This is a genomic window from Streptomyces sp. RGM 3693 (genome assembly GCF_050471125.1).
Lineage (GTDB): Bacteria > Actinomycetota > Actinomycetes > Streptomycetales > Streptomycetaceae > Streptomyces.
Map to the genome: position 1 here is coordinate 1,579,865 of NZ_JBMPPQ010000002.1, position 15,312 is coordinate 1,595,176.

The window sequence follows — 15,312 nt, forward strand, 5'->3', positions numbered from 1 at the left end:
GCGCGCCTCCTAGGGTCAACCCCCGAGACGGGTCGCCCCCACCGCCCCCCTCGCCTCTTCCTCCCCACCCCCCCCACAGCACCCCCGCTCTCCCCTCGCTTTCCCCCTCTCCCCTCGGCGCAGCTGGAAGGGATGGCCCATGGCTGTCGACTATGCGGTGATCGTTCTCTATTTGGCCGGCATGCTCGCCATGGGGTGGTGGGGCATGCGGCGCGCCACGTCGAAGAGCGACTTCCTGGTCGCCGGGCGGCGCCTCGGCCCCGTGATGTACTCCGGGACCATGGCCGCGATCGTGCTCGGCGGCGCCTCCACCATCGGCGGGGTCGGCCTCGGCTACCAGTACGGACTGTCCGGGGCGTGGATGGTCTTCACCATCGGCCTCGGGCTGCTGGGCCTGAGCGTCTTCTTCTCGGCCCGGATCGCCCGCCTGAAGGTCTACACCGTCTCCGAGATGCTGGACCTGCGCTACGGCGGCGCCGCCGGGATCATCTCCGGCGTGGTCATGTGGGCGTACACCCTGATGCTCGCGGTGACCTCGACCATCGCCTACGCGACCATCTTCGACGTCCTCTTCGGACTGGACCGCACCCCCGCGATCATCCTCGGTGGGGCGATCGTGGTGGCGTACTCGACGCTCGGCGGCATGTGGTCGATCACCCTGACCGACATGGTGCAGTTCGTCGTGAAGACGATCGGGGTCCTGCTGCTCCTGCTACCGCTCGCGATCGTCAAGGCGGGCGGCTTCGCCCAGTTGGAGGCCCGGCTGCCGGACGACTACTTCGCCCCGCTGGGCATCGGCGGCCAGACCGTCTTCACCTACGTCCTGATCTACTCGTTCGGGATGCTGATCGGGCAGGACATCTGGCAGCGGGTGTTCACCGCGCGCAGCGACAAGGTGGCGCGCCTGGGCGGCACCGTGGCCGGTACGTACTGCCTGGTGTACGCGGTGGCGGGGGCGGCCATCGGCACCGCGGCCAAGGTCCTCTACCCCCATCTGGGCAGCCCGGACGACGCGTTCGCGACGATCGTGAAGGACGCGCTGCCGGTGGGGGTGCGCGGGCTGGTGCTGGCGGCGGCGCTGTCGGCGGTGATGTCGACGTCGTCGGGGGCGCTGATCGCCTGTGCCACGGTGGCCAACAACGACATCTGGGCGCGGATACGGCGCGGTACCGGGCGCCGGCAGGGCCGGCCGGAGGCGCCCGACCGCCCGTCGCCCGAGGCGGCCGGGCCGCACGACGAGGTGCGGGGGAACCGGCTGTTCATCCTGCTCATGGGCGTCGCGGTGATCGTCATCGCGAGCGCGCTGAACAACGTCGTCGAGGCGCTCACCCTCGCCTACAACGTGCTGGTCGGCGGGTTGCTGGTGCCCATCCTCGGGGGCCTGCTGTGGAAGCGTGGCAATGCCGCCGGGGCGCTGGCCGCGGTCGTGGTCGGCGGGCTGACGGTGGTTGGTCTGATGGTCGCCCTCGGGGTCCTCGCCAACGAGCCCATCTACTACGGGCTGCTCGCCTCCCTCGTGGCCTACGTGGCGGTCGGTCTGGCCACCCGGCCCACGGACGCGGCGGTCCTGGCGGCCTGGCGGGAACGGCTGAGCCCGCAGCCCGCGGCCGTGACGGCCACCCCGGGCCCGTCCGGCGACTGACCCTCCGGGGCCCCCAAGAGCCGCGGAAAGCCCCCGAGAGCCCCCGAGAGTCGCGGAAAGCCCCAAGAGTCGCCGATCGACCCCGAGAGTCCCTGAGTGCCCCCGAGAGTCGCCGATCGACCCCGACGAGACGGAGAGAACACCGCAATGAGCACCACCCCGACCCCCGCGCCCGCTACGGCGACCCGGCCGCCCCGCACCGGCGGCGACCTGGTGATCGAATCGCTCACCGCACTCGGCGCCGACACGGTCTTCGGCCTCCCCGGTCAGCACGCGCTCGGCCTGTTCGACGCGCTCCGTCGCGCGCCGGGCGTGCGGTACGTGGGGCTGCGGGTGGAGAACAACGCGGGCTTCGCCGCCGACGCCTACGCCCGGACCACGCACCGGGTCGCCCCGCTGCTGGTCTCCACTGGGCCCGGCGCGCTGCTGACGCTGCCCGCGCTCCAGGAGGCGGCCGCCGGTTCGGCCGCCGTCCTGGCCATCGGCAGCCAGGTGCCGGTGGCCGGGCTGGGCGGCGGCCGCCACGGCTATCTGCACGAACTCCCCGACCAGGCGGCCGCGTTCCGGGGCGTGGTCAAGTCCGTGCACACGGTGCGGGCCGCGTCGCAGATCCCGTCCGCGGTGGCCGCGGCGTGGGAGTCGGCGCTGAGCGCCCCGCACGGCCCGGTGTGGCTGGAGATCCCGCAGGACGTGCTGCTGGCGCCGGTCGACGTCCCGCCCGTCACCGAACTCGCCGTCGCACCAAGGGAGTTGTTGCCGCGGCGGGAGCTGATCGCGGAGGCGGCTCGGCGGCTGGGGGATGCCCGGCGGCCGGTGATCCTGGCCGGTGGTGGCGTCGTACGGGCCGGCGCTGAGGCGGAACTGCTGGCGCTGGCCGAGCGGTTGCGGGCGCCGGTGGCGACCACCTTCGGGGGCAAGGGCGCCTTCCCCTGGGAGCATCCGCTCTCCCTCCAGTCCTGGCTGGAGGACCGCCACACCACCGACTTCCTGGAGGACGCGGACACGCTCCTGGTGGTGGGTTCGGGGCTTGGCGAACTCTCCTCGAACTACCACACCTTCCGGCCGCGCGGCCGGGTCGTCCAGATCGAGGCGGACCTCGGCAAACTGGAGTCCAACCACGCCGGGCTGGGCCTCCACGCGGACGCCCGGGCTGCGCTGGCCGCACTGCTGGCAGAGCTTCCGGAACAGCTCCCGCAACAGCTCCCGGAACGGCGCCCCTATGAGGCGTCCCCCCACGAGCCGTCCCCCGAGGGCGCCGTCGCCGCGCTGCTGGCCCGGGTCCGGGACCGGCTCGACGGCCAGGGGCTGGCGGCGGAGCGGCGGATCCTCGCCGCGGTCCGCACGGCGCTGCCCGACGACGCGGTCAGCTGCTGGGACATGACGATCCTGGCGTACTGGGCCTGGTCGGCCTTCGACCCGCGGCGGACCAACGCGCTGCACTCCGCGCAGGGCGCCGGCGGCCTGGGCTACGGGTTCCCGGCGGCGCTGGGCGCGGCCGTCGCCGCCCCGGGCCGGCCGGTGCTGGCGGTCTCCGGCGACGGCGGTGCGATGTACTCGCTCGCCGAACTCGCCACCGCCCGCCAGTGCGACCTGCCGGTGACCTGGCTCATCGTCGACGACGGCGGCTACGGCATCCTGCGGGAGTACATGACCGACGCGTTCGGCGCGACCACTGCCGAGGCCACCGAGCTGACCCGCCCGGACTTCGTGGCGCTGGCCGGGGCGTTCGGGGTGCCGGCGGTCCGGACGAGCCCGGAGCGGCTGGCCGCGGACCTGGCCGCGGCGCTGGCCGCCCCCGGCCCGTCGGTCGTCGTCCTCCCCGCCCGGCTGCGGATGTTCGCCCCCACGCACCTGACGGCGTGAGCGCGCCCGTTCACGCCCCGACCCGTCCCTGCACCAGCTGGGACAGTGCGGCGTGCACTTCCTCGACCGACCGGTCGGGCTGGAACGACTGCCAGTCCAGCGCGGCGACCAGCACCATCCCCAGCAGCGCGGAGGAGGTGAGGGGGACGTCGAGTTCGTCGCTGAGCTCCCCGGTGCGCACGGCGTCCTGGAGGACCGACTCGACGACCGCCAGGGCGCGGCCCCGTACGGAGGTGAGGGTGGCGCGCCAGGTGCGGTTGGTGCGCCAGAGTTCGGCGACGTAGAGCTGGGTGAGGGCGGGGGAGCCGGCGATGAAGTCCAGGCCGGCGCGGATCATCGCGTCGAGGGCGTCGACGCGGGTGCCGCCGCGGGCGACGGTCTGGTCGGCGGCGGTGCGCAGGGAGGCGGCGAGCAGGTCGACGCCGTCCCGCAGGAGTTCCTCGTAGAGGACGTTCTTGCTGCTGAAGTTGTAGTAGACGGTGCCCTTGGCGACGCCCGCGCGCTCGGCGATCTCCTCGACCGTGGTGGCCGAGAAGCCCTGTTCGGCGATGAGGGTGACGGCGGCGTCGAAGAGCCGGCGCCGGGTCGAGGCGCGGCGGGGGGCGGCGCCGGCGACGGCACCGCCCCCCTTGCCGGAGCGCGTGCTCACAGGCTGAGCTCCGGGTGCAGGTCCTTCATCCGCACGACCTGGCGGCTGCGGGCCGCGAGGGCGGTGAGGGCCAGTGCGCCCAGCGTGAACGCGACGAGCACCACGCTGCCCTGCCAGACGACGTCCACGTCGCCGCCGGTGATCAGCCGGCGCAGACCGTCGACGACGTAACTCATCGGCAGGAACGGGTGGATGGCCGAGAAGAACGCCGGGCTGGTCTGCACCGGGTAGGTGCCGCCCGCCGAGGTCAGCTGGAGCATCAGGATGACCAGCGTCAGCACCCGGCCCGCCGGCCCGAAGAAGGCGCTCAGCAGCTGGATGACGGCGGTGAAGCAGGCGGTCGCCAGCATCAGGAAGCCGATGGTGGCACCCGCGCGGGCCATTTCCAGGCCGAGGGCCCAGTGCAGCACGGCCATCAGGGCCAGCACCTGGACGACGCCGATGGCGAAGGCCGGCAGCCAGGAGCCGAGCGCGATCCGCCAGCCGGGCGCGCCCGCGGCCAGCGCCCGCTTGCCGAGCGGCGACAGGAGCATGAACGCGACCATCGCGCCGACCCAGAGGGAGAGCGGGATGAAGTACGGCGCGAGGCCGGTGCCGTAGTTGGGCGCCTTGTGCATCGACTTGGCGGCCAGCTTGACCGGGTCGGACATCACGTCGGTCCGGTCGTCGCGGTCCTTCTTGTCGTAGTCGGGGATCTTGGCGACCCCGCTGTGCAGCCCGGTGGCCAGCTGGTTGGCGCCGTCCTTGAGCTGGTAGAGGCCGCCGCTGAGCTTCTCGGCGCCGTCGTGGGCGGTGCCGAGGCCGTTGTGGAGCTGGCCGGCACCGTTGGCGAGCTGGCCGGCACCGTTGTGGAGCTGGCCGGCACCGTTGGCGAGCTGGCCGGCGCCGTTGGCGAGGGTGCCGAGGCCGGTGGCGAACTGGCCCGCGCCCTGGGCGACCTGGTGGGCGCCGGCGTTGAGCTGGTTGAGCTTGGCGAGCTGACCGTCCGCGTTCTTCACGACGTCCGGCACCTGGTCGGCGACCATCTGGGCGCCCTGGTGCACCTCGCGCAGCTGGGCCCGCAGCTGGCCGAAGTCCTTCTGGGCGATGTCGTCGTTGAGCTTCTCCGCCAGGTCGGCGCCGATCCGCGCACCGACCGCGTTGCCCTTCATGGTCGGGCAGTCGGGGTCGGTGTTCCCGCCCGTGCACCGCTTCTCGTAGAGGGCCTGATTGTCGTCGGCGGTCTTGCGCGCCTGGGCGGCGGCCTTGGCGGAGTTCCCCGGCAGCTTGGCCAGGAAGTCGTCGATGTCCTGGGTCGCGTCGGCGACGAGCTGCGCGCCCTTGGCGATCTCCGTGCCGTGCTTCTTGATGAAGGGCAGGTCCTTGCGCGCGAGGCCGTCGGCCATGTCGACGAGCTGCTGGGTGCCGTCCGCGACCTGGCTTGCGCCCTGGCTGAGCTGCTGGGCCTTGCCGGCGGCCTGCGCCGCACCGTTGCTGAGGTCGCCCGCGCCCTTGCCCAGCTTGCCGGCGCCCTGGCTCAGGTCACCGGCGCCCTTGCTGAGGTCGCCGGCGCCCTTGTTCAACTTGCCGAGCCCGTCGGCCAGTTCGCCGGTCTTCTCCCTGGCGGTCCCCAGCCCGTCATCGACCTTGCCCGCTCCGTCGGCCGCCTTGGCGGTCTCGTCGTGCAGGTCCGAGAACGACACGAAGATCTTGTCGAAGAAGGCCCGGGTGGACTTCGACGACGTCTTGGCGCGGATCTCCGAGAACACCGTCTTGGAGATCGAGCCGACGATGTAGTTGTTGGCGTCGTTGGTGCGGACCTGGAGGGCACCGGTCTGCGGGTCGGCACCGCCGCTGGAGGCGATCTTCTTGCTGAAGTCCTTCGGGACGGTCAGCGAGAGGTAGTAGTCGCCCTTCTCCAGACCCTTGGCGGCGTCGGCGGCGCCGACCTCCTCCCAGTCGAAGGTCTTGCTGTCCTTGACGTTCTTGGCCAGGTCGGCGCCGGCGGTCAGCTTCTTGCCGTCGGAGGTGGCGCCCTGGTCCTCGTTGACCAGCGCGACCGGGATCTTGTCCAGCCGGCTGTACGGGTCCCAGAAGGAGCAGAGGTAGAGCGCTCCGTACAGCAGCGGGATGAGCATCAGGGCGACCAGGCCAAGGCGGGGGAGCTTCCCCCGGCCGAAGCGCCGGAGCTCAAGCGCGGCCAGTTTCGGCGAACGCATGCGCTGCTTCCTCCTCGTGGGTGTCGTGGGTGTCGTGGGTGGTGGGGGCGGTGGCGGTCGCGCCGGTGGAGACGACCAGCGCGTCCGCCGGGGCGTCGGAGGCGACCGCGACGACGGTGGTGCCGGCCAGTGCCACGTCCCGCAGCAACTGCCAGGCCGCGGCGCGCTCTTCGGCCGACAGCTTGAGGTCGAGGTCGTCGACGGCCAGCAGGCGCGGGTGGTGCATGGCCGCGAGCGCCACCGACAGCCGCAGCGCCTCCAGGCGCTCCAGGTCGCGGACGCAGGTCCGCAGGCCCTTGGGCAGGGTGTCCGGGTCGAGTCCGGCGGTCGCCAGGGCGGCGTCCACCAGGGCTCGGGTGGCTTCCTTGCGGTGGCGGCCCCAGAGGAGCGGGGCGCCTCGGCGGCCCAAGAGGGCCTGTTCCTGGAGGTGTTCGGCGACGGTGAGGGCCGGTTCGAGGTCGGCGATGCCGGGCACGTGCGCGAGCGCGGTACGGCCGCGGACCGTTCCCATTCGCTTGGGCAGCGGGAAGCCGGCGACCGTGGCGTGGCCCTCGGCGATCCGCATCCGTCCGGTGAGCGCGAGCAGCAGGCAGGTGCGGCCGGAGCCCGACGGGCCCTGTACCGCGATCAGCGCCCCCGGGTCCGCGGTGAGGTCGACGCCTCTGAAGGCCCAGCCGCGTGGGCCCTTCACTCCGATGCCCCGGGCGTTGATGGCCGCCCCCTGGCGGGTGGTCTCCACAACCCCTCCTTTTGATCTGACTGGTCAGTCTAAAAGTGTGCCGTACGTGTGCCCGTATTGGCCAATCGGAGGCGACGTCAGGGCCGGAAATCGATGACCGCGGCCGGAAATCGATGGACCGTGCATTTAACGGTGACGGTGCGATCGTCGGCCCGTAGGGTGCGCAGACGTTGGGCAGAGCCGAGGCTGGGTCCGTGCCTCGGAGCGCGGTCCCGGCCGTGCGGGGACGGAGAGCCATGGATCACACGAAGCGGACGCCACAGCACGGCGCGAGGAACGACGGTGGGCGGCGCCCGGAGCCGCCCACCGCCCACCCGGGCGGGCCCCGCCGCAGGCGCGGACCACTCGCCGCGCTGCTCGCCGGCACCCTGCTCGCGGCCCTGGCCCCGGCCACCGCCGCCCCGGCCGCCGCCGCGGACCCCACGCCCGCCCCGGACGCCGCCGCGCAGCGCTCCTGCACCGCCGATGGCTGGGCCGCCACCGCCACCGCGATCGACCCCCAGGACAGCCACCACGCCTACGTCGGCAACGGCTACCTAGGCCAACGCGTCCCGCCCAACGGCATGGGCTACGCCGCCCCCGGCGGCACCACCGGCTGGCCCCTGAAGACCCCCGAGTACGACGGTTCCTTCGTCTCCGGCCTCTACGCCAAGGGCCCGGCGAACCTCCAGGGCCGCCAGGCGATAGCCGCCCTCCCCACCTGGACCACCCTGGACGTCACCACCGGGGGCCCCCACCCCGACACGTTCTCCTCGGCCACCACCCCGGGCCGCATCAGCCACTACCGCCAGACCCTCTCCCTGCGCTGCGGCTTCGTCCGCACCGCACTGACCTGGACCGCCGCCGACGGCCGGGCCACCGACCTGGTCTACGACGTGCTCGCCGACCGGGCCGAGGCGCACACCGCCGCGGTCCGCCTACGGATGACGCCCCACTGGAGCGGCGCGACGACCGTCACCGACACCCTCGACGGCCGCGGCGCCCGCCGACTGCGCCCCGCCGGCCCGGCCCCGGGCGACCGCGCCGGCCGCCCCGGCACGGTCTCCGTCGGCTTCCGCACCGACGGCACCGGCACCGAGGGCGCCGTCGCCTCCACCCTGCGCGCCGGGCCCGGCGTCCCGGACGCCCGACCCGCGCCGCGCGCCGCGACGACCCGCCCCGGTGCCACCACGGCCGAGGACCTCAGCGCCCACCAGCGACTGACCTTCCCGGTCCGCCGCGGCCACACCTACGAGCTGACCAAGTACGTCGGCGTGGACACCGCCCTCACCTCCCGCGGTCCGCGCACCGCAGCCGAGACCGCCTCCCGCCGGGCCGCCGACGCCGGCTGGGCCGCCCTGACCGCCCGGCACCGCGCCACCTGGCAGAAGCTGTGGCGCAGCGACATCGAGGTGTCCGGGCAGCCCGCGCTCCAGTCCTGGGTCCGCTCCGCGGAGTACGGACTCCTGGCCGCGACCCGTCCCGGCAGCGCCAACAGCATCGGCCCCACCGGCCTGACCAGCGACAACTACGCCGGCGAGGTCTTCTGGGACGCCGAGACCTGGATGTACCCGGGTCTGCTGGCCACCCACCCCGACCTCGCCCGGTCCGTCGTCGACTACCGCTACCGCACCCGGGACGCCGCCCGCGCCAACGCCCGCCGCCTCGGCTACCAGGGCCTCTTCTACTCCTGGACCAGCGGCAGCACCGGCGACCTGTGGACCGAGTGCCACAGCTGGGACCCGCCGCACTGCAAGACCCAGAACCACCTCATGGGCGACATCTCGCTGGCCGCCTGGCAGTACTACCTCGCCACCAAGGACACCGCCTGGCTGAAGTCCCGCGGCTGGCCCGTCCTGAAGGGCATCGCCGACTTCTGGGCCTCCCGCGCCACCCGCAACCCCGACGGCAGCTACTCGATCAAGAACGTCGCCGGCCCGGACGAGTACAGCAACGGCGTCAACGACGCGGTCTTCACCAACGCCGGCGCCGCCACCGCCCTACGCCACGCCACCCGCGCAGCCACCCTCCTGGGCGAAGCGGCCCCCGCCGCCTGGAAGACCGTCGCCGACAAGCTGCGGATCCCCTACGACAGCACCGGGAAGGTCTTCGAGCAGTACGCCGGGTACAAGGGGACGACCATCAAGCAGGCCGACACGGTGCTCCTGACGTACCCCCTGCAATGGCCGATGACCCAGCAGCAGGCCGCCGCCACCCTCGACTACTACGCCGCCCGCACCGACCCCGACGGCCCGGCCATGACCGACTCGGTGCACGCCATCGACGCCGCCGCCCTCGGCGAACCCGGCTGCGCCACCTACACCTACCTCCAGCGCGCCATCAAGCCGTTCGTCCGCGGGCCGTTCGCGGAGTTCTCCGAGGCCCGCGGCGAGAAGGCCGGCGCCGGCGACCCGCACGCCGGCCGCCCCGCCCAGGACTTCCTCACCGGCAAGGGCGGCTTCCTCCAGGTCTTCACCCACGGACTGACCGGTCTGCGGATGACCGAGGACCGGGTGCGCCTGGACCCGATGCTGCCGCCGCAGCTGTCCGCCGGCGTCACCCTGCGCGGTCTGCACTGGCAGGGCCGCACCTTCGACGTCGCGCTCGGCGCCCACCAGACCACGGTCCGGCTCACCGCCGGCCCCGCCCTGCCGCTCGCCACCCCGGAGGGCGACAAGCTGGTCAGCCGCGGCGTTCCGGCCGTCCTCAAGACCCGCCGCCCCGACCTCGCCGCGACCACCGACGCGGCCCGGTGCACCACCGCCACCGCCAGCTCCGAGGAACCCGGCCTGTACGCCGGCGCCGCGGTCGACGGCAACGCCACCACCGCCTGGGTCCCGGACGCCGCCGACGGCACCCTCACCGTCGACCTGGGCCGCACCGTCACCGTCGGCCAGATCACCCCGCACTGGACCGCCACCCGCCCGACGTCGTACGTCGTGCAGGTCTCCCGGGACGGCCGGCACTGGACCGGCACCGGCTACGCCGGCCGCAGTCCGGCCCGGTACGTCCGCGTCGTGGTGCACGGCGACACCCGGCCCGGGCCCGGCGGCAAGCCCGCCCCGCACCCGGGCGTCACCGAGCTGGAGGTGACCCGGGTGCGCTGACGGCCGCCCCGGGCGGGGGAGGGTCGGGTCTGCCACGGCGGTTTGTTGCGGCGGTTTGTTGCGGCGGGATGAAATCCGCCGCCTCCGGTGTTGGTTCTGTGCGGTAGACGACGCATGGGAGGCATCGGGTGGCGGGGACGGACACGGCACGACAGGGCTGGGCACGGCGACTGATCGGCGACTGTTGGCAGTACCGCAAGGACGTCCTGCTGGCGCTCGGCGCCTCGCTCGCCGGGATGGCCATCACGGCGCTCGTCCCGCTCGTGCCCAAGCTGATCATCGACGACGTGATCGTCCGGCACGAGCGGGCCCTCGCCCCCTGGGCCACGCTCCTGATCGTCGCCGCCGTCGTGGTCTACGCCTTCACCTACCTCCGCCGCTTCTACGGCGGCCGGCTCGCCCTGGACGTCCAGCACGACCTGCGCACCCGGATGTTCGACGCGATAGCCCGGCTCGACGGGCGGCGGCAGGACGAGCTGAGCACCGGCCAGGTCGTCGGCCGCGCCACCAGCGACCTCCAGCTCATCCAGGGCCTGCTGTTCATGCTCCCGATGATGATCGGGAACGTCCTGCTCTTCGCCGTCTCGCTGGCCGTGATGGCCGTCCTCTCCCCGCTGCTGACGGTCGTCGTGCTGGCCGTCGCCCCGGCCCTGTGGTTCATCGCGCGCCGCAGCCGCATCCGCCTGTTCCCCGCCACCTGGTACGCCCAGGGCCAGGCCGCCGCGGTCGCCTCCGTCGTGGACGGCGCGGTCTCCGGTGTCCGGGTCGTCAAGGGCTTCGGTCAGGAGGAGCAGGAGACCGGCAAGCTCCGGGAGGTCAGCCGCCGCCTGTTCGCCGGCCGACTGCGCACGGTCCGCCTCAACGCCCGCTACACCCCCGCCCTCCAGGCCGTCCCGGCGCTCGGCCAGGTCGCGATGCTGGCGCTCGGCGGCTGGATGGCCACCCAGGGCCACATCACCCTCGGCACCTTCGTCGCCTTCTCCACCTATCTCGCGCAGCTGGTCGGCCCGGTCCGGATGCTGGCCATGATGCTCACCGTCGGCCAGCAGGCCCGCGCCGGCGTGGAGCGGGTCTACGAACTCATCGACACCGAGCCGACCATAGAGGAGCACCCGGACGCCCACGCGCTGCCCGCCGACGTCCCGGCGACCGTCGTCTTCGACCGCGTCACCTTCGGCTACGGCCCGCACCACGAACCGGCCGGCAACGCGCACGGCCAGGACGGGCAAGACGGCCAGGACGGGCAGGACAGCCAAGCCGGCCAGGCCAGCCCGACCGGCCAGGCCGGCGCCGGCACCGGCGGCCCGCCCGCCCCCCGGCCCCCCCGCCCCGTCCTCGACGATTTCTCCCTCCGCATCGACGCCGGCGAGACGGTCGCCGTCATCGGCGCCTCCGGCAGCGGCAAGTCCACCGTCTCCCTGCTGCTGCCCCGCTTCTACGACGTCACCGCCGGCCACGTCCTGGTCGGCGGCCACGACGTACGCGACCTCACCCTGGAATCGCTGCGCGCCGCCATCGGCCTGGTCCCCGAGAGCAGCTTCCTGTTCTCCGACTCCATACGCGACAACATCACCTACGGCCACCCCGAGGCCACCGACGACCAGATCCGCGCCGCCGCCCGCGCCGCCCAGGCCGACGGCTTCATAGCGGAGCTGCCGCACGGCTACGACACCAAGGTCGGCGAACAGGGCCTGACCCTCTCCGGCGGCCAACGGCAGCGGATAGCCCTGGCCCGCGCCATCCTCACCGACCCCCGGCTACTGGTCCTCGACGACGCCACCTCCGCGGTCGACGCCCGGGTCGAGCACGAGATCCACGAGGCGCTGCGCGGCGTCATGGCCGGCCGCACCACGCTGCTGATCGCCCACCGCGCCTCCACCCTGGCGCTCGCCGACCGGGTCGCGGTCCTCGACGGCGGCCGGCTCGCCGACATCGGCACCCAGGAGGAGCTGGCCGAACGCTGCGCCCTGTACCGCCGGCTGCTGACCGACCCGGAAGAGCTGGGCGGCGTCCCGCACGACCCCGCCGGCGTGGTGGGAGATCGGGTCCTGTCCGGCTCGAAGGGAGCCGAGAGCTCGGGGGCCTTCGGCGGCGAGTACGCGGCGTCCGGGACGACCGGCCTGCTGGAGCCCGCCACCGACCGCGACCGGCCGTACCCCGACGGCACCCCCCGCCGCCCCGGCGCCCTGGTCGACGCCGATCCGGCCGAGCCCGCCGACCCCACCGCCGCCGCGGCCGCCACCGGCGGCATCACCCCCGAGCTGTGGGTCCGCCGCGAGGAGGAGGCCGAGGCGGGCGCCGCCGGCACCGCCCCCCGCGCGGTCACCGCCGCCGGCCCCGCCATCGCCGCCGCGATGGCCGGCAGCCCGGCCACCCCCGAACTCCTCGCCCAGGTCGCCGCGCTGCCCCCGGCCACCGACACCCCCGACATCGACGAGGCCGCCGCGATCCGCCCCGAGCGCTCCTACGGCCTGCGCCGGCTGCTGCACGGCTTCGGCGGGCCGCTGGTCCTGGCCCTCCTCCTGGTCGCCGTGGACGCGGTCGCCTCGCTGCTGCTGCCGGTCCTCATCCGGCAGGGCATCGACGACGGCGTCCGGCGCGGCGTCCTGGCCGGCGTCTGGACCGCCGCCGGGTTCGCCCTGGCCGTGGTGGCCGCCCAATGGGTCGCCCAGATCGGCGCCAACCGCATGACCGGCCGCACCGGCGAACGGGTCCTGTACTCCCTCCGCCTGAAGATCTTCGCCCAGCTCCAGCGCCTCGGCCTCGACTACTACGAGCGCGAGCTGACCGGCAAGATCATGACGCGGATGACCACCGACGTCGACGCACTGTCCACGTTCCTCCAGACCGGCCTGGTCACCGCCGTCGTCTCGGTCCTCACCTTCTTCGGCATCCTGTTCGCCCTGCTGGCCCTCGACATCCAGCTGGCCCTGGTCGTCTTCGCCACCCTCCCCCCGCTGGTCCTCGCCACCTACGTCTTCCGCAAGCGCAGCGTCAAGGCGTACGAACTCGCCCGTGAGCGGATCAGCACCGTCAACGGCGAACTCCAGGAGAGCGTCGCCGGACTGCGGATAGTCCAGGCGTTCCGCCGCGAGGGACACGGCGCCGAGCGGTACGCCGCGCACAGCGACGCCTACCGCCGGGCCCGGGTGCGCGGCCAGTTCCTGATATCCGTCTACTTCCCGTTCGTCCAGCTCCTGTCGTCCGTGGCCTCCGCGCTGGTCCTGATCGTCGGCGCCGACCGGGTCGGCGGACACACCCTCACCGCCGGCGCCCTGGTCGCCTACCTCCTCTACATCGACCTTTTCTTCGCCCCCGTCCAGCAGCTCTCCCAGGTCTTCGACGGCTACCAGCAGGCGTCCGTCTCGCTCGGCCGGATCCGCGAACTCCTCGCCCAGCCCACCTCCACCCCGGTCGCCGAGCACCCCCGCGCGGTCCGCGCGCTGCGCGGTGACCTCACCTTCGACGACGTCCACTTCCACTACGGCGACCACGACGAGCAGGCCCTGGCCGACATCGACCTGACCATCCCCGCCGGCCAGACCGTCGCCTTCGTCGGCGAGACCGGCGCCGGCAAGTCCACCCTGGTCAAGCTCGTCGCCCGCTTCTACGACCCGACCGCGGGCGCGGTCCGCATCGACGGCACCGACCTGCGCGAACTGGACCTGACCGGCTACCGCCGCCGGCTCGGCGTCGTCCCCCAGGAGTCCTACCTCTTCGCCGGCACGGTCCGCGACGCCATCGCCTACGGCCGCCCGGACGCCACCGACGCCGAGGTGGAGGCCGCCGCCCGGGCGGTCGGCGCGCACGCCATGATCGCCACCCTCGACGGCGGCTACCTCCACGAGATCGCCGAGCGCGGCCGCAATCTCTCCGCCGGCCAGCGCCAACTCCTGGCCCTGGCCCGGGCCGAACTCACCGACCCGGACGTGCTGTTGCTCGACGAGGCCACCGCCGCCCTGGACCTGGCCACCGAGGCCGTCGTCAACCAAGCCACCGACCGCCTCACCGGCCGTCGCGCCCACCAATCGCCCGACCACCACCCCGCATCGAGCGCTCACCCGCGCACCACTCTCATCGTCGCCCACCGGCTCACCACCGCCGCCCGCGCCGACCGGGTGGTGGTGCTCGACCGCGGCCGGATCATCGAGGACGGCACCCACCCCCAACTGCTCGCCCGCGGCGGCCGCTACGCGGAACTGTGGCGGACCTTCACCGGCGAGGAGGAGACCCGCACGGCCGACCCCGCCGACGGCACCACCCTGTCCGCAGGCTCGGCCGCAGGTACCGCGGTCACCCCGCGGCGGTGACGGCGGTCTTCCTGCGGGCGCGGTACGCCGCGGCCTTGAGCTTGTTGCCGCAGGACTCCATGCCGCACCACTGCCGCCGTCCGCCGCGCGAGCGGTCGAGGTAGACGCGGGTGCACTCGGGGTTGCCGCACTCCTTGAGCAGGGGGACGTCCGGGCCACTCAGCAGTTCCACCGCGTGCCGGGCGACGGTGGACAGCGCTTCGCGCTGCGTTGCTGTCGTCCAGCGGCCGGAGTGGGTCAGCTGCGGTGCCGCGGGCGCCCGGCGAGCCGCGTCGTTGACCACGGCCAGCGCCTCGTCGTCGAAGTCCGCGCCGCGGCGCCGGGCCGTGATCAGCTGGTAGACGGCTTCCCGTACGGCCGTCGCCCGCTCCACGTCGGCCGGCCGGGCGGGCGAGACAGAGTCGACGACGCCGGACTCCACGTACCACGCGTCCAGGCGGTCGGGGGCCGCGAACATCTCGAATCGCGCCGTGCGGCGCGCCCGGAGCGTGGCCGCGAAGTCCAGGGCCGGACTGCCGCACACAAAGACATGATCCAGGTTCACGTCACCATCTTGACGGGTGACTAGGGCGCTCGCAAGGATCGCCGGTCGTGACCGGCGGGCCGACGCTGCCCGCTTCGGGTTCGTCGGTACCGGCGAGGATCCGCAGCAAAGTCGATTTGCCGACCCCGTTCTCGCCGGTCAGCCCGATGCGGTGGCCGGGCGAGGCGGTGAGGCCGACTCCGTCGAGGACCCGGCGGGTGCCGAGGATGCGGACGATGTCGTGTGCGAGCAGGGCAGGGGGATGCATGGTGATCCGTCCGACGTGGTCGTTTCTGGGCCCA

General features: G+C 73.5%; 8 protein-coding genes and 1 pseudogene. 4 read left to right on the top strand and 5 right to left on the bottom strand.

The features are described 5' to 3' along the window. Positions 1-139 precede the first annotated feature (139 nt). Positions 140-1,642 carry a sodium:solute symporter gene (locus ACO0M4_RS24485; protein ID WP_430373069.1) on the top strand — a complete coding sequence of 501 codons (1,503 nt, stop codon included), beginning with the start codon at positions 140-142 and terminating at the stop codon, positions 1,640-1,642. A gap of 147 nt (positions 1,643-1,789) precedes the next feature. Next, positions 1,790-3,505: a thiamine pyrophosphate-binding protein gene (locus ACO0M4_RS24490; protein ID WP_430373070.1), complete on the top strand. Its 1,716-nt coding sequence runs from the start codon at positions 1,790-1,792 to the stop codon at positions 3,503-3,505. A gap of 10 nt (positions 3,506-3,515) precedes the next feature. On the opposite strand, the gene ACO0M4_RS24495 is transcribed toward ACO0M4_RS24490, so the two are convergent. From ACO0M4_RS24495 to ACO0M4_RS24505, 3 genes are read right to left on the bottom strand one after another with little or no spacing between them, the layout of a single operon-like run. Next, entirely contained in the window at positions 3,516-4,154 is a 639-nt protein-coding gene (locus tag ACO0M4_RS24495) for a TetR/AcrR family transcriptional regulator (protein ID WP_430373071.1), read from the bottom strand. Beyond that, positions 4,151-6,352 carry a YhgE/Pip family protein gene (locus tag ACO0M4_RS24500; protein WP_430373072.1) on the bottom strand — a complete coding sequence of 734 codons (2,202 nt, stop codon included), beginning with the start codon at positions 6,350-6,352 and terminating at the stop codon, positions 4,151-4,153. Before ACO0M4_RS24500 ends, ACO0M4_RS24495 begins: the two co-directional genes overlap by 4 nt. After that, positions 6,324-7,091 carry an ATP-binding cassette domain-containing protein gene (locus ACO0M4_RS24505; protein ID WP_430373073.1) on the bottom strand — a complete coding sequence of 256 codons (768 nt, stop codon included), beginning with the start codon at positions 7,089-7,091 and terminating at the stop codon, positions 6,324-6,326. The genes ACO0M4_RS24500 and ACO0M4_RS24505 overlap by 29 nt, the downstream gene beginning before the upstream one ends. A gap of 236 nt (positions 7,092-7,327) precedes the next feature. Here ACO0M4_RS24505 and ACO0M4_RS24510 point away from each other — a divergent pair, with 236 nt between their 5' ends. Together ACO0M4_RS24510 and ACO0M4_RS24515 are read left to right on the top strand one after the other, a co-directional pair. Further along, positions 7,328-10,177 (top strand): discoidin domain-containing protein, encoded by a 2,850-nt coding sequence (locus tag ACO0M4_RS24510; RefSeq protein ID WP_430373074.1) that lies wholly within the window; start codon positions 7,328-7,330, stop codon positions 10,175-10,177. A gap of 128 nt (positions 10,178-10,305) precedes the next feature. Next, positions 10,306-14,487 (top strand): ABC transporter ATP-binding protein, encoded by a 4,182-nt coding sequence (locus tag ACO0M4_RS24515; RefSeq protein ID WP_430373075.1) that lies wholly within the window; start codon positions 10,306-10,308, stop codon positions 14,485-14,487. Here ACO0M4_RS24515 and ACO0M4_RS24520 read toward each other — a convergent pair. Together ACO0M4_RS24520 and ACO0M4_RS24525 are read right to left on the bottom strand one after the other, a co-directional pair. Then, positions 14,471-15,031, bottom strand: coding sequence for a CGNR zinc finger domain-containing protein (locus tag ACO0M4_RS24520; protein WP_430373076.1), 561 nt, complete (start codon positions 15,029-15,031; stop codon positions 14,471-14,473). The two genes, ACO0M4_RS24515 and ACO0M4_RS24520, sit on opposite strands and share 17 nt — an antisense overlap. Before the next feature lie 40 nt (positions 15,032-15,071). Then, positions 15,072-15,278, bottom strand: a pseudogene (locus ACO0M4_RS24525) (ATP-binding cassette domain-containing protein); the annotation flags it as partial. Between the last annotated feature and the right edge of the window lie 34 nt (positions 15,279-15,312).